Origin of the sequence: Streptomyces sp. NPDC058662, from assembly GCF_042716255.1 — a bacterium.
Classification (GTDB): domain Bacteria; phylum Actinomycetota; class Actinomycetes; order Streptomycetales; family Streptomycetaceae; genus Streptomyces.
In genome coordinates this window covers 32,755-51,982 of record NZ_JBHXRU010000029.1, presented here as the reverse complement: position 1 = coordinate 51,982, position 19,228 = coordinate 32,755, and the positions used below count along the sequence as shown (strand labels likewise).

Genomic DNA, 19,228 nt, shown 5'->3' with positions numbered 1-19,228 from the left:
CACGACGTCGGTCGTGGAGGTCACTGCGGGGTGACCACCTTGTAGTTCTTGGGCACCTGCGCGTCGGGGCGGCGCAGGTAGAGCGGGGTCGCGGGCAGGAACTCCCGCCCGGCCGCGAGGCGTTCGGCGGCCAGGGCCGCCAGGGCGCCGGCCGACTGGTGCTCGGGGGCCCGCGCGTCCGTGAACACCTCGGGGTAGAGGAACGCGCCCTGGCCGACCGACGGCACTCCGGCGACGCGCTCGGCGATGTCCGCCGGGCGGTCCACGGCGGGCTCGCCGACGCGGGTACGGGGGTCCTCGTACCGGGCCCAGTACACCTCCTTGCGCCGCGCGTCGGTGGCGACGGTGAACGGGCCCTCGATCCCGGCGCGGCCCGCGGCGTACGCGAGCCCGTCGAGGGTGCACAGGCCGTGCACGGGCACGCCGAGTACGGCGGCGAAGGTGGAGGCCGTGACGAGCCCGACGCGCAGCCCGGTGTAGGGGCCCGGTCCGACCCCGACGACGATGCCGGTGACGGCTTCGAGGCGCAGTCCCGCCTCGGCGAGCACCTTGTCCACGGAGGGCAGCAGCAGCTCCCCGTGGCGGCGGGCGTCGACCTGGTTCGACTCGGCGACGACGGACTCGCCGTCGTGCAGGGCGACGGTGACGGCGGGCGTGGCGGTATCTACAGCGAGCAGGAGCACGCGAACAGCCTACGACTCCGGGGCCGGTCGGGGCACCGCCCGGCCGGCGCACGGGAGGGGTGCGGGACCGGGCGACACCCCCCGGCGCCGCGCGGACCGTCAACGCGGGGCCCGGCTGCTACCTTTCGATGCGGGCACTCGGCGAGTGCCCGCACAGGTGTACCGGGGCAGACGCGGAGAGGTGGAGCAAGGTGGCACGCAGCAGCTCGGGAATCGTGGCCGGGCTCACCGCCGCGGCGATCGCGGCCGTGGGCTTCCTCGGCTACCAGGCGTCCGCGACGGCGCCGGTGCGCCCGCCGCAGGCCTCCGCGCAGGAGCCGGCGCCCGCCCCGAGCCAGGCCGCCGTCCAGCAGGACCCGGCGAAGCCCGTACCGGTGCCGGAGGGCTCCGGTACCGGCGTGCGCGTCGTGTACTCCGTGGGCCAGAAGCGGGTGTGGCTGGCGGGCGACCCGGCGCAGCCGGTGAAGTCGTTCCCGGTGATGCCGAGCACGGTGCACCCGAAGGCCGGCAGTTACCTGGTCACCTCGCGCTCCGGCGCGGTCACGGGCTCGGACGGCGTGCCGATCGAGCACGTCGTGCGGTTCGCGAGTGCGGGCGGCGTGGCGATCGGCTTCAGCGCCCGCTCCGACGGCGCCCTCCCGGAACCCGACCCGGCCAAGAAGACCGGCGGCATCCGTATGACGCGCGCGGACGGTGACGCGATGTGGGCCTTCGCGACGATCAGCGCGAAGGTCGTCGTCGTCCCCTGACCCCGCGCCGCTCCCCCGGCGGACCGGGGGCGCGGATTCACCCGTACGTGCGACTCAGGCCGCTTCGGATCCCGGAGCGGCCTCTTCGCGCACCCCGTCCTCGCGCAGCCCGTCCTCGCGCGCCCCGTCCCCCTCGGGCCCGGCCGCCTCCCCCGCCCGGCGGCGTACGGGGGGCGTGGAGACGGCTGTGGCCGCCACGCCCGCGGCGAGCAGTGCCCGCATGGACACGGCGGAGGGGCGGGGGTCGCGCTGCGCTCCTGCGGGTGCCGGCATGGCTCCTCCTGGGGGCCCGGTACACAGAACTTAGGCATACCTAAGAAACTCTCGGTACCATGTCACCACGAGCGCGCCCGGCAGCGCAATATCTTGCCGACGGGTTGTCGGTACGTTTACCCCGAGAGGGCGCCCGCCAGGGAGTCCGTCCCGGCTCCCGCGGCCCAGCGCGCCCCCACGCCCCGCACGGAGACCTCGCGCACGTCGTCCAGCACCTGCTCGTGGCCGACGGCCCGCGCGATGACCACGTGCAGCCGGTCCTCGGAGAGCTCCTCCACCTTGCCGTCGCCCCACTCCACGACCACCACGGACTCGGGCAGCGAGACGTCGAGGTCCAGGTCCTCCATCTCCTCCAGCCCGCCGCCCAGGCGGTACGCGTCCACGTGCACCAGCGCCGGCCCGCCGGACAGCGGCGGGTGCACCCGGGCGATCACGAAGGTCGGCGAGGTCACGGCCCCGCGCACGCCCAGGCCCTCGCCCAGCCCCCGGGTCAGCGTGGTCTTGCCCGCGCCCAGCTCCCCGGTCAGCAGTACGAGGTCCCCGGGGCGCAGCAGGCCGGCGATCCTGCGGCCCAGCTCCCGCATGGCGTCCGGGGAGTCGACGGTGATCCGGGTCTCAGCGGCCGGTGCCGGGCCGCGCTGCGTTTCCAGCGGTACTTCGTCCATGCCGACCCACGTTAGCCGGTGCCGGGACCGCTCCGGCGCGCGCCAGCAGCTCGGTCAGCAGCCGCGTGACGGCCTCCGGCTGCTCCAGCATCATCAGGTGCCCGGCGGACTCCAGGACGGTCAGTTCGGCGCCCGGCAGAAGGTCCTTGATGGCCTGGCTGTGCCCGGCCGGCGTGATCATGTCGCTGGCCCCGGCGACCACGGTGACCGGGATGTCGGCGAACCGCTGGAGGGCGGCCGTCTTGTCGTGGGTCTGGAAGGCCGGGTAGAACTCGGCGACCACGTCGATCGGCGTGGCCTCGATGAGCCGTTCCGCGAAGCGCGCCACGCCCGGGTCCACGTCCCGGGACCCGAACGAGTACATCTTGATCATGCCTGCGAAGAGGTCGGCAGTGGCCCGGCGCCCCTTCTCCACCAGCTCCACCTGTGAGCCGAGCGCCTTGAGCACGCCCGGCAGGAGCCTGCGGACGGCGACCGTGCCCACGGACGGCAGCCCGTACGTGACCTCGCCCAGGCGTCCGCTGGAGGTACCGATCAGGGCCACGCCGGTGACCCGCTCCCGCACGAGGTCGGGGAACTGGTCGGCCAATCCCATGATGGTCATACCGCCCATCGAGTGACCCACCAGGATCAGCGGGCCCTCGGGGGCGGCGGCGTCGATGACGGCCTTCAGGTCGCGGCCGAGCTGGTCGATGGTCACCGGCTCGCCGTCCGCCCGCACCGGCCCGCGCGCGCTGCGGCCGTGGCTGCGCTGGTCCCAGTAGACCGAGCGGACCACTCCGCGCAGGGCCGCCCGCTGGAAGTGCCAGGAGTCCTGGCCGAGGCAGTAGCCGTGGCAGAACACGACGGTCGCGGGCGGCGCCGCCTCGCGCCGCGGCCGCCGCCCGGCGGCGTCCTCGGGCAGCTCGTCGACCTCGTAGTAGAGCTCGGTGGAGTCCTCGGCCCGGCAGGTGCCCTGCGTCCCGCGCAGCGACCCGTAGTCCCCGGCCGCGTCCAGCGCGAGGCGCGCCCTCATCCGTATGCCGCGCCCGACAGTGATCCGCTCCACCGCGACACCGGCCGCGGCGCCCGCCGCCATCACTCCGATCGCGGCTCCGGCCCAGCCGGCCCTGCGCCAGTTCTCGCTCACGCCGCCGCCCTCACTCCGCTGGTCCGCGTCCGGGCTCAGGCTCCCAGGTACACCCGGGGCACGCGCCCTCCGATACGGGTGACGATCTCATACGCGATGGTGTCCGACGCCCTGGCCCAGTCCTCGGCGGTGGGCTCGCCGCGCTCGGCGTCCCCGAAGACCACGGCCTCGTCGCCGGCCCGGGCCGGGTCGCCGCCGAGGTCGACGACGAACTGGTCCATGGCCACCCGGCCCGCGACGTGCCGGATCTTCCCGCCGACGAGCACGGGCCCGCGGCCGGACGCGTGGCGCGGAATGCCGTCGGCGTAGCCGGCCGGGATCAGCGCGAGGGTCGTCTCGGCGTCGGTCACGTAGTGGTGCCCGTAGCTGACGCCGTGGCCCGCCGGGACGGTCTTGACCAGCGCGAGCGAGGCCCGGAGGGTCATCGCGGGACGCAGGCCCAGCTCGGCCGGGGTGCCGAGCTCGGGGGCGGGCGAGACCCCGTAGACGGCCAGCCCGCAGCGCACCAGGTCGAAGTGCGACTCGGGCAGGGTGAGGGTGGCGGGCGAGTTGGCGATGTGCCGGACCTCGGGCTCGGCGCCCTCCTTCTCGGCGTACGCGAGCATGTCGCGGAAGGCGGCGAGCTGGAGCTGGATGGACGGGTGCCCGGGCTCGTCGGCGCAGGCGAAGTGCGACCAGACGCCGGTGACCCGTACGGTGCCCTCCGCCTGGGCGGCGACGGCCGCCCCGACCAGTTCCTCCCAGTCGGCCGGCTGGCAGCCGTTGCGGCCGAGGCCGGTGTCGGCCTTGAGCTGGATCCGCGCGGTCCGGCCGGCGGCGCGCGCGGCGGCCCGCACCTCGTCCAGGGCCCACATACCGCTGACGGAGACGTCCACGTCGGCCTCGACGGCCTCTCGCCACGGCCCGCCGGGGGTCCACAGCCAGCACAGGATCCGTCCCTCGATCCCGGCGGCGCGCAGCGCGAGCGCCTCCTCCGGCGTGGCGGTCCCCAACCAGGAGGCGCCCGCCTCCTGAGCGGCCCGGGCGCAGGCGAGGGCGCCGTGGCCGTAGGCGTTCGACTTGACCACGGCCATCAGCGCGGCCCGGGGTGCCCGCCGGCGCAGCGCGCGCACGTTCTCCCGCACGGCGTCAAGATCGATCTCGGCGTACACGCGGGTGGGTGTCTCGTTCATCGGCCCCAGTCTCTCAGACCCCGCGACGCCCCCGACCGTGCCGCGACCGCCGGCGCGGGCGAGTGACGGGCAGGGGTCCGCCGCACTCCCCCGACCGCGATCGGTGGCCTGCGGGAGACCACCCCCGGGGGCGGCCCCGCGCGCTCGCGCCCCGAACGGCGGCGAGGCGCTACGCGCCCCCCGGGGGCCAAGCGCTACCGCGCGACAGCCCGCGCGCCCGTCCGCGGCGCCCCGGGCTACCGCGCCACAGCCCGCGCGCCCGTCCGCGGCGCCCGGGCTACCGCGCGACGTCCCGCCAGGCCGCCGGCAGGGCTTCCGCGACCTCGTGCGCCAGGACCGGCGCACCGTCCGCGGCCCGGCGGCCCGCCAGGCCGTGCAGGTAGGCGGCCGCCGACCCCGCGTCCAGCCCGGACAGCCCGGCCGCCAGCAGCGCCCCCGCCAGCCCCGACAGCACGTCCCCGCTCCCGGCGGTCGCCAGCCACGGCGTCCCCGTCGGATTCACCCGCACCGCACCGCCCCCGCCGGAGGCGACCAGCGTCGTGGAGCCCTTGAGCAGCACCGCCGCCCCGTACCGCCCCGCCAGCTCCTGTACCGCCGCCAGCCGGCCCGCCTCCACCTCCTGCCTCGGCACCCCGAGGAGCGCCGCCGCCTCACCGGCGTGCGGGGTCAGCAGGGTCGGGGCCGACCGGGCCCGCAGCACCGCCGGGTCCAGCCCGCGCAGCCCGTCCGCGTCCACGAGTACCGGCACGTCCTGGGCCAGGAGCGCGGCGACCTCCCCGGCCCGGCCGTCCCCCAGTCCCGGGCCGACCACCCACGCCTGCACCCGCCCCGGACCGATCAGCGTCTCGGGGTACCGGGCGAGGACGGCGTCCGCCGCCGGCCCCACGTACCGCACCGCGCCCGCGCCGCCGCGCAGCGCTCCGGCCACGGCCAGCACGGCCGCGCCGGGGTACTGTCCGGATCCGGCGACGATCCCGGCCACGCCCCGGCGGTACTTGTCGCTGGAGGCCGTCGGCACCGGCAGCAGCGCCGCCACGTCCGCGTGCTGCAAGGCCTCGACCTGCGGCGACGGGAGGTCCAGCCCGATGTCCACCAGGTGCACCGCGCCGGTCAGCGACGCCCCCGGGTCGATGAGCAGCCCCGGCTTGTACGCCCCGAAGGCCACCGTCACCTCGGCCCGTACGGCCGGCCCCGCCACCTCGCCGGTGTCCGCGTCCACCCCGCTCGGCAGGTCCGCGGCGACGACGGGCACCCCCGGCGGGAGCTGCTCCAGCAGCGCGGCGGCGGCCGGCCGCAACCCGCCCCGCCCTCCGATCCCCAGCAGCCCGTCCAGCACCAGGTCCGCGCCGCCCGCGGACCCGTCCGGCCCGGCCGGAACCCGCTCCGCCACCCGCCCCCCGGCGGCCCGCAGCGCGGCGAGTCCGCCCGGGTGCATCCGCGCCGGGTCCATCGGCACCGCCGTGACGCCGGCCCCGCGCCGGGCCAGGCGCGCGCCGGCGTACAGCGCGTCCCCGCCGTTGTCCCCGGGCCCCACCAGCAGCACGACCCGGGACCCGTACACCCGCCCCCGCCGCCGCGTCAGCAGCGCCGCGCACACGGCGGCCAGCCCGGCGGCCGCCCGCCGCATCAGGGCGCCTTCGGGCAGTTCGGCCATGAGTCCGCGCTCGGCGGCCCGTACGGTCTCCACGCTGTAAGCAGTACGCATGGCTCCAGCCTGCCCGCCGGGGCGCCGCGGCACCGGCCGGGGCCGCGAGGCGCGAACCGTGGCGCAGCCCCCGCCCCCGGACCTCTGCCTCCAGCCCGCGGCCCCCTCAGCCCTCGGCGATCACCACGGCGGAGGCGACCCCGGCGTCGTGGCTCAGCGAGATGTGCCAGGACTTCACGCCCAGCTCCCGGGCCCGCGCCTCGACCGTCCCGGACACCCGCAGCCGCGGCTGCCCGGTGGGCTCGACGTACACCTCGGCGTCGGTCCACAGCATCCCCCCGGGCGCCCCCAGGGCCTTGGCCAGCGCCTCCTTGGCCGCGAACCGGGCGGCGAGCGAGGCGGTGCCCCGCCGCTCGCCGCTCGGCAGCGTCAGCTCCGAGGCGACGAAGAGCCGCCGCGCCAGGTGCGGCGTCCGCTCCAGTGCCGCGCCGAAGCGGTCGATCTCCGCGACGTCGATCCCCACGCCGATAATCACAACGAACCAGCCCTACTCACTCCACGGTCACCGACTTGGCGAGGTTACGCGGCTGGTCCACCTCGTTGCCCCGCGCGGTCGCCAGCTCGCACGCGAACACCTGCAGCGGCACGGTCGCCACCAGCGGCTGGAGCAGGGTCGGCGTCGCCGGGATGCGGATCAGGTGGTCGGCGTACGGGACGACCGCCTCGTCCCCCTCCTCCGCGATCACGATGGTCCGCGCGCCCCGCGCCCGGATCTCCTGGATATTCGAGACGATCTTGTCGTGGAGCACCGACCGGCCGCGCGGTGACGGTACGACCACCACGACCGGCAGGTCCTCCTCGATCAGTGCGATCGGCCCGTGCTTGAGCTCGCCCGCCGCGAACCCCTCGGCGTGCATGTACGCCAGCTCCTTGAGCTTGAGCGCGCCCTCCAGCGCCACGGGGTACCCGACGTGCCGCCCCAGGAACAGCACGGTGTCCTTGTCGGCCAGGGAACGCGCGAGCTCCCGTACCGGCTCCATGGTCTCCAGGACGGTGTCCACCGCGGCGGCGATGTCCGACAGCTCCCGGATCACCGCCTCGATCTCGTCGCCCCACTTCGTGCCGCGCACCTGCCCGAGGTAGAGCGCGACGAGGTAGCAGGCCACCAGCTGCGTCAGGAAGGCCTTGGTCGAGGCGACGGCGACCTCGGGACCCGCGTGCGTGTAGAGGACGGCGTCCGACTCGCGCGGGATGGTGGACCCGTTGGTGTTGCAGACGGCCAGCACCTTGGCGCCCTGCTCCCGGGCGTGCCGCAGCGCCATCAGGGTGTCCATGGTCTCGCCGGACTGGGAGATCGCGACCACCAGCGTCCGCTGGTCCAGGATGGGGTCGCGGTAGCGGAACTCGCTGGCCAGCTCCGTCTCGCACGGGATGCGGGTCCAGTGCTCGATCGCCAGCTTCGCGATCATGCCCGCGTGGTAGGCCGTGCCGCAGGCCACGATGACGACCTTGTCGACCTCCCTGAGCACCGAGACGGGGATGCGCACCTCGTCGAGGGTGAGCGAGCCGCTCGCGTCGATCCGGCCCAGGAGGGTGTCGGCGACGGCCTTCGGCTGCTCGGCGATCTCCTTGAGCATGAAGTAGTCATACCCCCCCTTCTCGGCCGCCGAGGCGTCCCAGTCCACGTGGTACGCCCGCACGGCGGCGGGCGAGCCGTCGAAGTCGGTCACGGTGACCCCGTTGCGGCGGAGCTCGACGACCTGGTCCTGACCGAGCTCGATCGCGGACCGGGTGTGGGCGATGAAGGCGGCGACGTCCGAGGCGAGGAAGTTCTCGCCCTCGCCGACGCCCACCACGAGAGGGGAGTTCCGGCGGGCGCCGACCACCACGTCCGGCTGGTCGGCGTGCACCGCGACCAGGGTGAACGCGCCCTGCAGCAGCCGGCACACCTGCCGCATCGCCTCGGCGAGGTCGCCCGCTCGGGCGAACCGCTCCGCCAGCAGGTGGGCCACGACCTCGGTGTCCGTCTCCGACTCCAACCGGTGTCCGCGCTCGGCCAGTTCGGCGCGGAGCGCGGCGAAGTTCTCGATGATGCCGTTGTGCACGACGGCCACCCGGCCCGAATTGTCCAGGTGGGGGTGGGCGTTGACGTCGGTGGGCCCGCCGTGGGTGGCCCACCGGGTGTGTCCGAGCCCCGTGGAGCCCGCCGGCAGCGGGCGCCCGACCAGCTCCTTCTCCAGGTTGACGAGCTTGCCGGCCTTCTTGACGGCGACCAGATCGCCGTCGGCCAGCACGGCGACTCCCGCCGAGTCGTAGCCCCGGTACTCCAGCCGCTTGAGTCCGGCGATGACCACATCGAGCGCAGACTGCGCTCCCACGTAACCCACAATTCCGCACATAGGCGGCAGGGTACGCCTCGGTCGGCCTCCTGACCCGTACCTGAACAGGACGAAACCCCCGCCCCGGCGAACACGCCGGGACGGGGGTTGACGCTCGGGGACCTGACTCAGCCGAGCTTCGCGACCTGGGCGGCGACGACGGCCTCCGGCTTGTCCGCGACACCCGTGAAGCTGGACGCGGTGTGCGTGGCCAGGGTGTTGCCCTTGCGTACGACGACGGTCTCGCTGGTCACCTTCACCCCCTCCACGTCCGCCTCCAGCGTGAGGGCGAGGGCCTCGTCGCCACCGGCCGCGGCGGCGGAGACCACCTTGTCGATCTTGGTGCTCTCGCCCTCCATGGTCAGCGTGAAGCCTCCCGCACAGGCCTTCGCGGCAGCCTTGACGGCCGCGAGAGCCTCCTCCGCGCCCTTGCCCTCGTACGAGGCGAGGGTGACCGAGGTGCGGGTGGCGCCGAGGGCCTTGAGCCCGGCGGCGATCTTCTCCTCCGGGGTGGCGCCCTCCTTCGGGAGGGCGATCACCTTGGTCCGCGCCACTCCGGCGGCCGTACCGACGGTGACCGTGCCCTGGGTCCTGACCACGGGCAGGCACTCGGCCCGGTCGCCCGTCGCGGCGGTACCGACCGCCACCTCGGTCGGCGGGACGGCGGCGAACTCGTACGCGGGGAGCTCGGCCTTGGTGACGAGCAGGGCGCTCAGCTCCGCGTCCGTCCTCGCCTTGGCCGCGGGCGCCGACGCGGCGGCCGAGGGCGTGGCGTCGGCCTTCGCGTCCTCGCTCCCGCCGGCGCCGCAGGCGGTGGCCAGCAGGGTCAAGGACACCGCCGAGGCGGTCAGGACACAACGGCGGACAAGAGTGGAACGCATGGCGGATCTCCCCCGGAAAGCACGACGACAGCAGAGCGGCCCGACAAGGAGACCGGGCCGCGGTGATCAACAATCTACGGGTCCGCTCGCGCACGCGATCGACATCCCGTCCGCATTCCGCCGATCGTGACCTCGGCGATACCGCGCGGCCGGTCCCGATACGTGACCGACCACACCACCCACAAGTGCCGCCGAGCCCCGACAATGGCCGTGTGATCACTTCGCCGCCACGAAGCAGCACGCCGGACAGCGCGAAGGAGCGCACCGGTGAGGACGGGCCGTCCCCGCGGCCCGCCCACCGCCGGGGCCCCGACGCCTCGCCGTACGTCGACCTGTCCCGGGCCGAGTGGAGCGCGCTGCGGGAGCGGACCCCGCTCCCGCTCACGGCCGAGGAGGTCGAGCGGCTGCGCGGCCTCGGCGACGTCATCGACCTGGACGAGGTCCGCGACGTCTACCTCCCGCTCTCCCGCCTGCTCAACCTGTACGTCGGCGCCACCAGCAACCTGCGCGGCACCCTCAACACCTTCCTCGGCGACGCGGGCAACGGGCACGGCGCCCAGCAGGGCACCCCCTTCGTCATAGGGGTCGCCGGCTCCGTCGCCGTCGGCAAGTCCACGGTGGCCCGCCTGCTCCAGGCGCTCCTCGCCCGCTGGCCCGAGCACCCGCGCGTGGAGCTGGTCACCACCGACGGCTTCCTGTACCCGATGAAGGAGCTCCAGCGGCGCGGGCTGACCTCCCGCAAGGGCTTCCCGGAGTCCTACGACCGCCGGGCGCTCACCCGCTTCGTCGCCGACATCAAGGCCGGCAAGGACGAGGTCAGGGCGCCCGTCTACTCGCACCTGATCTACGACATCGTGCCGGGCGAGGAGCTCGTCGTACGCCGCCCGGACATCCTCATCGTCGAGGGTCTCAACGTCCTCCAGCCGGCCCTGCCCGGCAAGGACGGCCGTACGCGCGTCGGCCTCGCCGACTACTTCGACTTCAGCGTGTACGTGGACGCCCGGCCCGAGGACATCGAGCGCTGGTACCTCAACCGCTTCCGCAGGCTGCGCGAGACCGCGTTCCAGAACCCCTTCTCCTACTTCCGCAAGTACACCCAGGTCTCCGAGGAGGAGGCCCTGGAGTACGCCCAGACCATGTGGCGGACGATCAACAGGCCCAACCTGCTGGAGAACGTCGCGCCCACCCGGGGACGGGCCACCCTCGTCGTGCGCAAGGGGCCGGACCACAAGGTTCAGAAGCTCAGCCTCCGCAAGCTCTGAGCGCATTAGGGTGCGGCCATGCTTCACATGCGGATGATCACACCGAGCGATCGTACGGACGCGGTGGTGGCCATCGTCGAGAAGACGGTCGGCACCACGCACCTCGTCGTGCTGAGGGACGCGGCCCGGGTCCCCCGGGGCGACCTCGTCCTGTGCGACGTGGCGCGCGAGGCCGGGGACGAGCTTCTGCGGGAGCTCCGCGCGCTGGGCATCGACGAGGACGGCTCCATCACGGTCGATGACATCGACCTGTCCCTGTCGAAGCGTGCCGAGGCCGCCGAGGAGGAGGCGCCCGGCGAGGCCGCCGATGCCGTGCTGTGGGAGCAGCTGACGGAGGCGACGCACGAGGAGTCGACGCTCACCTTCACCTACGCCGCGTTCATGGTCCTGGCGACGATGATCGCGGCCTGCGGCGTGGTCCTCGACAACGCCATCCTGATCGTGGGCGCGATGGCGGTCGGCCCGGAATTCGGGCCGCTCGCCGGTGTGTGCACCGCCGCGGTACGGCGCAGCCTGAAACCGGCCGCGCGCTCGCTGCTGGCGCTGATCGTCGGGTTCACCGTCGCGATAGCCGCCACGACGCTCTTCACCCTGGTGATGGACGCGTTCGGGCTGTTCGACCGCGGCATGCTGGAGAACCCCCGGCCGAACACCAGCTTCATCTGGCAGCCCGATCCGTTCTCGTTCGTCGTGGCCCTGCTCGCGGGCGTGGCCGGGGTGCTGTCCCTGACCTCCGCGAAGTCGGGCGCGCTCGTCGGCGTCGCCATCTCGGTGACCACCGTCCCGGCCGCCGCCAACGCCGCGGTGGCCCTCGGGTACGGCGAGATCGCGCAGATGTGGGGCTCTGCGGTGCAGCTGCTGCTGAACCTCGTCGGGATCATGCTGGCGGGCGTGGCGACCCTCCTCGCGCAGAAGCTCCTCTGGCGCACCCAGCGCGGCCGCTGGCGCCGCGCGCCGAGCTCCTGAGGGCCCATCTACCGGGAACGCCCCGGCCCCGCCGCCCCGGAGATCCGGGGCGACGGGGCCGAGGGGATGCCGAAAGAGACGGACTAGCCCAGCGCCGACTTCACGACGTCCGCGAGCCGGCCGGCGACCGCGCGGGCCTGCTCGATGTCGGCGGCCTCGACCATCACCCGTACGAGCGGCTCCGTGCCGGACGAACGCAGCAGCACCCGTCCGGTGGTGCCCAGCTCGCGCTCGGCCTCGTTGACCGCCGCGGCCAGCTCGGCGGAGGTGGCCACCCGGGACTTGTCCACGTCGGGGACGTTGACCAGGACCTGCGGCAGCCGCTGCATGACGCCCGCGAGCTCGGCCAGGGACTTGCCGGTGGCCGCGACCCGCGCCGCCAGCAGCAGGCCGGTCAGGGTGCCGTCGCCGGTCGTCGCGTGGTCGAGGATGATCACGTGGCCGGACTGCTCGCCGCCGAGCGCGTAGCCGTGCTCCTTCATCGACTCCAGGACGTACCGGTCGCCGACCCCGGTCTGCACGACCTGGATGCCCTCGCCCTCCATGGCCAGCTTGAAGCCGAGGTTGGACATCACGGTGCCGACGACGGTGTTCCCGCGCAGCTGGCCGGCCTCGCGCATGGCGAGGGCCAGCACCGCGAGGATCTGGTCGCCGTCGATCTCCGCGCCGGCGCCGTCCACGGCCAGGCAGCGGTCCGCGTCGCCGTCGTGCGCGATGCCGAAGTCGGCGCCGTGCTCGACCACGGCAGCCTTGAGCAGGCCGAGGTGGGTGGAGCCGCAGCCGTCGTTGATGTTGAGGCCGTCCGGCTCGGCGCCGATGGTGACGACCTCCGCGCCCGCCCGGGTGAAGGCCTCGGGCGAGACGTACGCGGCGGCGCCGTGGGCCTCGTCAAGGACGATCTTGAGGCCTTCGAGGCGGTTGGGGAGGACGCCGATGAGGTGCGCGACGTACTTGTCGAAGCCCTCCGTGTAGTCGGAGATCCTGCCGACGCCCGAGCCCGTGGGGCGGTCCCAGGGAGCGCCGGTGCGGTGCTCCTGGTAGACGGACTCGATCCGGTCCTCCAGCTCGTCGGCGAGCTTGTGGCCGCCGCGCGCGAAGAACTTGATCCCGTTGTCGGGCATGGCGTTGTGGCTGGCGGAGAGCATCACGCCGAGGTCGGCACCCAGCGCACCGGTGAGATACGCCACCGCCGGGGTGGGCAGCACACCGACGCGCAGGACGTCCACGCCCGCGCTCGCCAGACCGGCCACGACCGCGGCCTCCAGGAATTCGCCGGAGGCACGGGGGTCCCGGCCGACCACGGCGGTCGCCCGATGACCGGCGAACGTACCCGCCTCGGCCAGTACGTGGGCAGCCGCCACGGAGAGGCCGAGCGCGAGCTCCGCCGTCAGATCCGCGTTGGCGACGCCGCGTACACCGTCCGTCCCGAAGAGTCGTCCCACTGTTGTCCTCCCGAGTTTCCGCTTCGCTTATGACCGCGTGTGAAAGGTATGTGCCGCTTGTGGCGGTAAACGAACCGCCCCGGCAGCACAGAGAGTGCTGCCGGGGCGGTTTCGTTGCAGAACAGCAGGCGCAGATTAACGCTTGCTGTACTGCGGAGCCTTACGGGCCTTCTTGAGACCGGCCTTCTTGCGCTCGACCGCACGGTCGTCGCGGGAGAGGAAGCCGGCCTTCTTGAGCGCCGGGCGGTTGTTGTCCACGTCCGCCTCGTTCAGCGCACGGGCCACGCCGAGGCGCAGGGCGCCGGCCTGGCCGGAGACGCCGCCACCCGAGATGCGGGCGATGATGTCGTAGCGGTTGTCCAGCTCAAGGAGCTTGAACGGCTCGTTGACTTCCTGCTGGTGCACCTTGTTGGGGAAGTAGTCCTCAAGGGTGCGACCGTTGATCTTCCACTTGCCGGTGCCCGGAACGATCCGGACGCGGGCGATGGCGTTCTTGCGGCGGCCCAGGCCGGCGGCCGGCTGGGGGTCGCCGAAGCGGCCGGCAAGGGACTCGGAGGTGTAGTCGCCCTCGACTACGGCCTCGGACTCGCTGGTGTACTCCTCGACGTTGCCCTCGAACTCGTCGACGGGGGTCGTCTCGGCGGTGGTCTCGGCCACGATGCTCCTCAGAATTTTCTACGTCTTAGGGGGTGGCCGGAACTACTGCGCGACCTGGGTGATCTCGAACGGCACCGGCTGCTGGGCAGCGTGCGGGTGCTGGTCGCCCGAGTAGACCTTCAGCTTCGAGAGCATCTGACGGCCCAGGGTGTTCTTGGGGAGCATGCCCTTGATGGCCTTCTCGACGGCCTTCTCCGGGTTGTTCGCCAGGAGGTCGTCGTAGCGCACCGAGCGGAGACCGCCCGGGTAGCCCGAGTGGCGGTAGGCCATCTTCTGCGTCGCCTTGTTGCCGGACAGGTGAACCTTGTCGGCGTTGACGATGATGACGAAGTCGCCCATGTCCATGTGGGGGGCGTAGGTCGGCTTGTGCTTACCCCGCAGGAGGGCAGCGGCCTGGGTCGCCAGACGGCCGAGGACTACGTCCTGGGCGTCGATGACGAGCCACTGGCGCGAGATGTCGCCGGGCTTGGGGCTGAACGTACGCACGCGTATGCCTTCGCTTCTTCAGTGGTGGTATCCCAAGGGCGCAAGCCCTGCGGGAAGGTCCTGACAGGGTCACCACGGACGATCACGACAGCCCTCGTCCACATCGGGGGACGCAACCCGTGTGAACCGCTGGTCATCGGTCCGGTGGACCGGCGCAAGGCCCTTTCACGTGAGAATGAGAAAGCCAATACGCATAACAAACCAGCAGAGTACCCAAGCAGACCCGTATGGGTCAAAACGCGGTCCGCGATGCCGATTCTGCTGGCGTCGCGGCGCACTCCGGTTCGGTCCTGGGTGGGGACCCCGCAGTTGTTACAGGACCCAGAGTAACCCGAGTGGAGACCAGTGCACGACGCGCCAGCAAGATCGCGAGCCCGCAGAGGGTGGCGCAGTCCTTGAAGGCGCGCCGCTTGGCGTCCAGTTCCGACGGCCACGGGATCCCCGCCGTCTGGGGGGCCAGGGCCGCCCAGAACCAGGGCGAACGCGGCATCGAGCCGGGCCGCACCGCCGACGCCAGCAGCAGCGGGAGCACCACCAGCAGGTAGTGGTCGAAGGACGGCCGCGAGACCAGGAATGCGGCGAGCATCACCATGCAGGTCGTCTCCGCCAGCCGCAGCTCGCCGCCGTCCGCGTCCCCGCCCGCGCGGCGCCAGCGCGTCCAGGCCGCCCACAGCCCCGCCGCGGCCCCCGCGAAGGCGATCAGCACGGCCACCGGCTCCGGCACCCCCAGCCGCGGCAGCACCGCGATCGGAGAGGCGTCCCAGGGCAGCGCGTAGGCGTCCTGCCCCTGGAGCAGGAACGGCAGGGTCTTGGTGAAGAACAGCGTCGGGCTCGGCATCAGCAGCGCCCCCGCCAGCGAGACGCCCAGCGGCACCAGCACGGCCGCGGCCAGGGCGCGCCACTGCCGCGCCATCAGGAAGAGCAGCCCGATCGGCACCAGCATGGGCTTGCAGGCGATCGCCAGCCCCACCACCAGGCCGGCCGCCCCCCACGCCCGGCGCCGCGCCAGCAGCAGCGCCACCGGCAGCGCGGCCGCGCTGATCGCCGTCCAGTTGCCGATCAGCACGAGGTTCTCGTACGGCTTGTAGGCGAGCGCGAACACCGCGAACCCACCGACCGCGAAGCGCGACCGCAGCGGCACCGAGAACAGCCGCAGCGCGGCCAGCCAGCCGATGCCCAGCAGCCCCGTCATCCCCACCGGCAGCACCCAGCGCAGCACCGCCTGCGGCAGCAGCGCCTCCGGAACGGCCATGATCACGGCGCTCGGGAGGTAGAGGAAGCGCTTGTCCTCGTAGGGGGACCCGCCGTCCAGCAGGGTCCGCGCGGCCTTGACCACGAAGGCGTTGTCCGAGCCCCAGTTCGCGTGCAGGCTCGTGGAGACGGCGATCCCCAGGACCACCGCGAGGGAGGCGAACGCCAGCAGCCGCGACGCCGGCTGCACCAGCCACTCGACGAGCCGGTTGCCGGGGGCCGGGGGGCCTGATCCGGGAGCTCCGGGGGCCGGACTCCCGAAGGTCTGGTTCTCCCACTTCATGAGCCAGATGCTAGGCCGCAGGCCCACAACGCCTCCCCCTCACTCCGGCCGAGGGGGAGGTTCCCCCTAACGCGCGCGTTCGACTCTACGTTCGTCCCAGACGGGCTCCTGAGTCTCCCGCACAACACCGTCCGAACCGAAGACCAGGTAACGGTCAAATGTGCGCGCGAACCAGCGGTCGTGCGTGACGCACAGCACAGTGCCGTCGTACGCCTCCAGCCCGTCCTGGAGCGCCTCCGCCGACTCCAGGTCCAGGTTGTCCGTCGGCTCGTCCAGCAGCAGCGCGGTGGTGCCCGCCAGCTCCAGCAGCAGGATCTGGAAGCGCGCCTGCTGACCGCCGGAGAGCTTGTCGAAGGGGAGGTCGCCCTGCCGCTCCAGCTCGTACCGGCGCAGTACGCCCATCGCCGCGCCCAGCGGCTTGGCCGCCTCCGTCCACAGGATGTCGACGAGGGTGCGCCCGAACAGCTCCGGATGGGCGTGGGTCTGCGCGAAATGGCCGGGAACCACCCGGGCGCCCAGCTTCCACGTGCCGGTGTGCCCGACGTCCTCGCCCGCCAGCAGCCGCAGGAAGTGCGACTTGCCGGAGCCGTTGGAGCCGAGCACCGCGACCCGCTCGCCGTAGAAGACCTCCAGCGAGAAGGGCTTCATCAGACCGGTGAGCTCCAGGTTCTCCACCGTGAGCGCGCGCACGCCCGTACGGCCGCCCTTGAGCCGCATCCGGATGTCCTGCTCGCGCGGCGGCTCCGGCGGCGGCCCGGCCTCCTCGAACTTCTGGAAGCGGGTCTGCATCGCCCGGTACCGCGAGGCCATGTCCGGACTGCTCGCGGCCTGGTTGCGCAGCCGCAGCACCAGGGCCCTCAGCCGGGCGTGCTCCTCGTCCCAGCGCCGCTTGAGCTCCTCGAAGCGCGCGAAGCGCTCCTTGCGGGCGTCGTGGTACGTCCCGAAGCCCGCGCCGTGCACCCACACGTCGGTGCCCGTGGGGCTCGGCTCCAGGCTGATGATCTTCTCGGCGGCCCGGGACAGCAGCTCGCGGTCGTGCGACACGAACAGCACGGTCTTGCGGGTGGCCTTCAGCTGCTCCTCCAGCCACCGCTTGCCCGGGACGTCCAGGTAGTTGTCCGGCTCGTCGAGCAGCAGCACCTCGTCCGGCCCGCGCAGCAGCGCCTCCAGCACGAGCCGCTTCTGCTCACCGCCCGACAGCGTGCGCACCTCGCGGAACTGCGCGCTGTCGTACGGGATCGCCAGGGCGGCCGTGGTGCACACGTCCCACAGGGTCTCGGCCTCGTAGCCCTGGACGTCCGCCCAGTCGCTGAGCGCCTGCGCGTAGGCCATCTGCGCGGCCTCGTCGTCGACGGCGAGGATCCGCTCCTCGGCGCGGTCCACGGCCCGCGCCGCCTCCCGGATACGCGGCTGGGACACCGACACCAGCAGGTCCCGCACGGTCGTCCCGTCCCGTACGGAGCCCACGAACTGCGACATCACGCCGAGGCCGCCGCTCACGGTGACCCCGCCGCCGTGCGGCTGGAGCTCTCCCGAGATCAGCTTCAGCAGGGTGGTCTTGCCGGCCCCGTTCGCCCCCACCAGGGCGACCACCGACCCCTCCCCCACCCGGAAGGAGACGTCGGGGAGCAGGACCCGCCCGTCCGGCAGGTAGTACTCCAGATGGCTGGCTTCGAGATGTCCCATGCCCGGCATTCTCCAGGTCCGCCGCGCTCCGCCCAAACGGATTGGCCCCGGTCTGGGCGGGCCGGGATCAGCAGCAGCCCGCGCCCGGCAGGGTGCGCATGTTGCGCGCCTCCTTGCTGCGCGCGGCCAGCAGCTCGTCCGCCGGGTAGCCGACCTCCTCCAGCGTCAGCCCGTGCGGCTTGACCACGTGCACCGAGGAGTCCCGTACCGCCGCGGCGAGCACCTTGCCGGGCCAGTCGGTCGGCCGGTGGCCGTCGCCGACGTGCAGCAGCGCTCCCACCAGCGAGCGGACCATGTTGTGGCAGAAGGCGTCGGCCCGGACGGTCGCGGTGACGATCCCGTCCTCGCCGCGCTCCCAGCTGAGCTGCTGGAGCGTGCGGATGGTCGTGGCGCCCTCGCGCTTCTTGCAGTACGCGGCGAAGTCGTGCTCGCCGACCAGCGCGGCGGCCGCCTCGTTCATCGCGTCCACGTCCAGGGGCCACTGGTGCCACAGCACGTGGCCGCGGCGCAGCGGGTCCACACCGGCCTGGTGGTCGCCGACACGGTAGGCGTAGCGGCGCCAGATGGCCGAGAAACGCGCGTTGAACCCCGCGGGGGCCTCCGCGGCCCTCCACACCCGCACGTCGTGCGGCAGCCGGCCCGCGAGCCGGCGCAGCAGCTTGTCGTGGTGCTCGGCCCACACCTCCGCGGCCACGTCGAACTGCGCGACCTGGCCGCGGGCGTGCACGCCCGCGTCCGTGCGTCCGGCCACGGTCAGCTCCACCGGGTCCGGCAGCCGCATCACGGTCCGCAGCGCGGACTCCAGCTCGCCCTGGACGGTCCGCAGCACGCGCTGCTTGGCCCATCCGGAGAAGTCCTTGCCGTCGTAGCTCAGGTCCAGCCGCACCCGGACGTGCCCGGACTCCACCTCGTCACTCACGTGAGCGATCCTCTCAGCTGTGTCTTTCGGGCGAACGCCAAACGGGCCCGCCCCGGAGGGGGCGGGCCCGTTCAGAGCCGTTCAAGCAGACGAGATCCCGGAGGATCAGGCCTCCTCGACCAAACTACTTGGCCGACTCGTCGGCGGGCTCGGCGGGGGTCTCGGTGGCCTCGGCCTTGGCCTCCGCCTCCTTGACCGCGCGCTTGGTGGCGGCCTCGGCCTCACCGGTGGCCTGCTGGGCGACCGTCAGGGCCTCGACCAGCTCGATGACCGCCATCGGGGCGTTGTCGCCACGACGGTTGCCGATCTTGGTGATGCGCGTGTAACCACCGGGGCGGTTCTCGTAGCGCGGGGCGATCTCGGTGAACAGCGTGTGCACGATGCTCTTGTCCGTGATCGTCTGCAGCACCAGGCGACGGTTGTGGATGTCGCCCTTCTTGGCCTTGGTGACCAGACGCTCGGCGTAGGGACGCAGGCGGCGGGCCTTGGCCTCGGTGGTGGTGATGCGGCCGTGCTCGAAGAGCGCCTTCGCGAGGTTCGCGAGGAGGTGCTTCTCGTGCGCGGCGCTGCCGCCCAGACGGGCACCCTTTGCGGGACGCGGCATGGTGTTACTCCTTCATATCTGCACCGGCCGTGTCAGGTACCGGTGTCAGTTCCCCCGGGGCGGATGCCGCGGGAAAGTTCTTGCGGGGCGAGCCGGG

At 73.1% G+C, this 19,228-nt stretch carries 19 protein-coding genes; 3 read left to right on the top strand and 16 right to left on the bottom strand.

All coding sequences use genetic code 11. From position 1 onward, the window contains the following. Nucleotides 1–20: 20 nt before the first annotated feature. On the bottom strand, nucleotides 21–683 hold the full coding sequence (tsaB, locus tag ACFWUQ_RS13615; RefSeq protein ID WP_384537139.1) for a tRNA (adenosine(37)-N6)-threonylcarbamoyltransferase complex dimerization subunit type 1 TsaB: 663 nt from the start codon (nucleotides 681–683) through the stop codon (nucleotides 21–23). 191 nt (nucleotides 684–874) lie between these two features. On the opposite strand from tsaB, the gene ACFWUQ_RS13610 reads away from it, so the two are divergent. Then, nucleotides 875–1,432, top strand: a complete 558-nt coding sequence (locus ACFWUQ_RS13610) for a hypothetical protein (RefSeq protein ID WP_384537137.1) — start codon at nucleotides 875–877, stop codon at nucleotides 1,430–1,432. 54 nt (nucleotides 1,433–1,486) lie between these two features. Here ACFWUQ_RS13610 and ACFWUQ_RS13605 read toward each other — a convergent pair whose 3' ends face one another. The 8 genes from ACFWUQ_RS13605 to ACFWUQ_RS13570 form a co-directional block, all read right to left on the bottom strand. Next, nucleotides 1,487–1,705 carry a hypothetical protein gene (locus ACFWUQ_RS13605; RefSeq protein WP_384537134.1) on the bottom strand — a complete coding sequence of 73 codons (219 nt, stop codon included), beginning with the start codon at nucleotides 1,703–1,705 and terminating at the stop codon, nucleotides 1,487–1,489. A gap of 116 nt (nucleotides 1,706–1,821) precedes the next feature. Then, nucleotides 1,822–2,370, bottom strand: coding sequence for a tRNA (adenosine(37)-N6)-threonylcarbamoyltransferase complex ATPase subunit type 1 TsaE (gene tsaE, locus ACFWUQ_RS13600; RefSeq protein WP_384537131.1), 549 nt, complete (start codon nucleotides 2,368–2,370; stop codon nucleotides 1,822–1,824). Further along, on the bottom strand, nucleotides 2,321–3,448 hold the full coding sequence (locus ACFWUQ_RS13595) for an alpha/beta fold hydrolase (protein WP_384537181.1): 1,128 nt from the start codon (nucleotides 3,446–3,448) through the stop codon (nucleotides 2,321–2,323). The genes tsaE and ACFWUQ_RS13595 overlap by 50 nt, the downstream gene beginning before the upstream one ends. A gap of 86 nt (nucleotides 3,449–3,534) precedes the next feature. Beyond that, the gene (alr, locus tag ACFWUQ_RS13590; protein ID WP_384537128.1) at nucleotides 3,535–4,671 is read right to left on the bottom strand and encodes an alanine racemase; all 1,137 of its coding nucleotides are present in this window, start codon (nucleotides 4,669–4,671) and stop codon (nucleotides 3,535–3,537) included. Between the two features lie 277 nt (nucleotides 4,672–4,948). After that, the gene (locus ACFWUQ_RS13585) at nucleotides 4,949–6,376 is read right to left on the bottom strand and encodes an NAD(P)H-hydrate dehydratase (RefSeq protein WP_384537126.1); all 1,428 of its coding nucleotides are present in this window, start codon (nucleotides 6,374–6,376) and stop codon (nucleotides 4,949–4,951) included. 106 nt (nucleotides 6,377–6,482) lie between these two features. Continuing rightward, nucleotides 6,483–6,851 (bottom strand): holo-ACP synthase, encoded by a 369-nt coding sequence (locus ACFWUQ_RS13580; RefSeq protein ID WP_384537123.1) that lies wholly within the window; start codon nucleotides 6,849–6,851, stop codon nucleotides 6,483–6,485. Nucleotides 6,852–6,867: 16 nt separating this feature from the next. Next, nucleotides 6,868–8,715, bottom strand: coding sequence for a glutamine--fructose-6-phosphate transaminase (isomerizing) (gene glmS, locus ACFWUQ_RS13575; protein ID WP_384537120.1), 1,848 nt, complete (start codon nucleotides 8,713–8,715; stop codon nucleotides 6,868–6,870). Nucleotides 8,716–8,822: 107 nt separating this feature from the next. After that, the gene (locus ACFWUQ_RS13570; protein ID WP_384537118.1) at nucleotides 8,823–9,575 is read right to left on the bottom strand and encodes a hypothetical protein; all 753 of its coding nucleotides are present in this window, start codon (nucleotides 9,573–9,575) and stop codon (nucleotides 8,823–8,825) included. 212 nt (nucleotides 9,576–9,787) lie between these two features. Here ACFWUQ_RS13570 and coaA point away from each other — a divergent pair, with 212 nt between their 5' ends. Both coaA and ACFWUQ_RS13560 read left to right on the top strand, forming a co-directional pair. Beyond that, nucleotides 9,788–10,837: a type I pantothenate kinase gene (gene coaA / locus ACFWUQ_RS13565; RefSeq protein WP_384537115.1), complete on the top strand. Its 1,050-nt coding sequence runs from the start codon at nucleotides 9,788–9,790 to the stop codon at nucleotides 10,835–10,837. Nucleotides 10,838–10,855: 18 nt separating this feature from the next. Next, nucleotides 10,856–11,803 (top strand): DUF389 domain-containing protein, encoded by a 948-nt coding sequence (locus tag ACFWUQ_RS13560; RefSeq protein ID WP_384537114.1) that lies wholly within the window; start codon nucleotides 10,856–10,858, stop codon nucleotides 11,801–11,803. 83 nt (nucleotides 11,804–11,886) lie between these two features. Here the strand turns inward: ACFWUQ_RS13560 and glmM are convergent, their stop codons facing one another. The 7 genes from glmM to rplQ all read right to left on the bottom strand — a co-directional run bounded on the left by glmM (nucleotide 11,887) and on the right by rplQ (nucleotide 19,131). Next, nucleotides 11,887–13,245: a phosphoglucosamine mutase gene (glmM, locus tag ACFWUQ_RS13555; protein ID WP_384537111.1), complete on the bottom strand. Its 1,359-nt coding sequence runs from the start codon at nucleotides 13,243–13,245 to the stop codon at nucleotides 11,887–11,889. A 135-nt stretch (nucleotides 13,246–13,380) separates the two neighbouring features. After that, nucleotides 13,381–13,902, bottom strand: a complete 522-nt coding sequence (gene rpsI, locus ACFWUQ_RS13550; protein WP_384537109.1) for a 30S ribosomal protein S9 — start codon at nucleotides 13,900–13,902, stop codon at nucleotides 13,381–13,383. A gap of 42 nt (nucleotides 13,903–13,944) precedes the next feature. After that, complete coding sequence (gene rplM / locus ACFWUQ_RS13545; RefSeq protein ID WP_073912858.1) at nucleotides 13,945–14,388, bottom strand: 50S ribosomal protein L13; 444 nt, start codon at nucleotides 14,386–14,388, stop codon at nucleotides 13,945–13,947. A gap of 232 nt (nucleotides 14,389–14,620) precedes the next feature. Continuing rightward, the gene (locus ACFWUQ_RS13540) at nucleotides 14,621–15,922 is read right to left on the bottom strand and encodes a glycosyltransferase family 87 protein (protein ID WP_384537107.1); all 1,302 of its coding nucleotides are present in this window, start codon (nucleotides 15,920–15,922) and stop codon (nucleotides 14,621–14,623) included. Nucleotides 15,923–15,988: 66 nt separating this feature from the next. Further along, complete coding sequence (locus tag ACFWUQ_RS13535) at nucleotides 15,989–17,608, bottom strand: ATP-binding cassette domain-containing protein (protein WP_384537104.1); 1,620 nt, start codon at nucleotides 17,606–17,608, stop codon at nucleotides 15,989–15,991. Nucleotides 17,609–17,675: 67 nt separating this feature from the next. Further along, nucleotides 17,676–18,527, bottom strand: a complete 852-nt coding sequence (truA, locus tag ACFWUQ_RS13530) for a tRNA pseudouridine(38-40) synthase TruA (RefSeq protein WP_384537101.1) — start codon at nucleotides 18,525–18,527, stop codon at nucleotides 17,676–17,678. Between the two features lie 124 nt (nucleotides 18,528–18,651). Beyond that, entirely contained in the window at nucleotides 18,652–19,131 is a 480-nt protein-coding gene (gene rplQ / locus ACFWUQ_RS13525) for a 50S ribosomal protein L17 (protein ID WP_384537100.1), read from the bottom strand. Nucleotides 19,132–19,228 lie beyond the last annotated feature (97 nt).

Coding starts and splice junctions, on each gene's coding strand:
- ACFWUQ_RS13540 (WP_384537107.1), bottom strand. CDS start 15,922: ATGAAGTGGGAGAACCAGACCTTCGGGAGTCCGGCCCCCGGAGCTCCC.
- glmS (WP_384537120.1), bottom strand. CDS start 8,715: ATGTGCGGAATTGTGGGTTACGTGGGAGCGCAGTCTGCGCTCGATGTG.
- alr (WP_384537128.1), bottom strand. CDS start 4,671: ATGAACGAGACACCCACCCGCGTGTACGCCGAGATCGATCTTGACGCC.
- ACFWUQ_RS13585 (WP_384537126.1), bottom strand. CDS start 6,376: ATGCGTACTGCTTACAGCGTGGAGACCGTACGGGCCGCCGAGCGCGGA.
- rplQ (WP_384537100.1), bottom strand. CDS start 19,131: ATGCCGCGTCCCGCAAAGGGTGCCCGTCTGGGCGGCAGCGCCGCGCAC.
- ACFWUQ_RS13560 (WP_384537114.1), top strand. CDS start 10,856: ATGCTTCACATGCGGATGATCACACCGAGCGATCGTACGGACGCGGTG.
- ACFWUQ_RS13605 (WP_384537134.1), bottom strand. CDS start 1,705: ATGCCGGCACCCGCAGGAGCGCAGCGCGACCCCCGCCCCTCCGCCGTG.
- ACFWUQ_RS13595 (WP_384537181.1), bottom strand. CDS start 3,448: ATGGCGGCGGGCGCCGCGGCCGGTGTCGCGGTGGAGCGGATCACTGTC.
- tsaE (WP_384537131.1), bottom strand. CDS start 2,370: ATGGACGAAGTACCGCTGGAAACGCAGCGCGGCCCGGCACCGGCCGCT.
- ACFWUQ_RS13535 (WP_384537104.1), bottom strand. CDS start 17,608: ATGGGACATCTCGAAGCCAGCCATCTGGAGTACTACCTGCCGGACGGG.
- ACFWUQ_RS13570 (WP_384537118.1), bottom strand. CDS start 9,575: ATGCGTTCCACTCTTGTCCGCCGTTGTGTCCTGACCGCCTCGGCGGTG.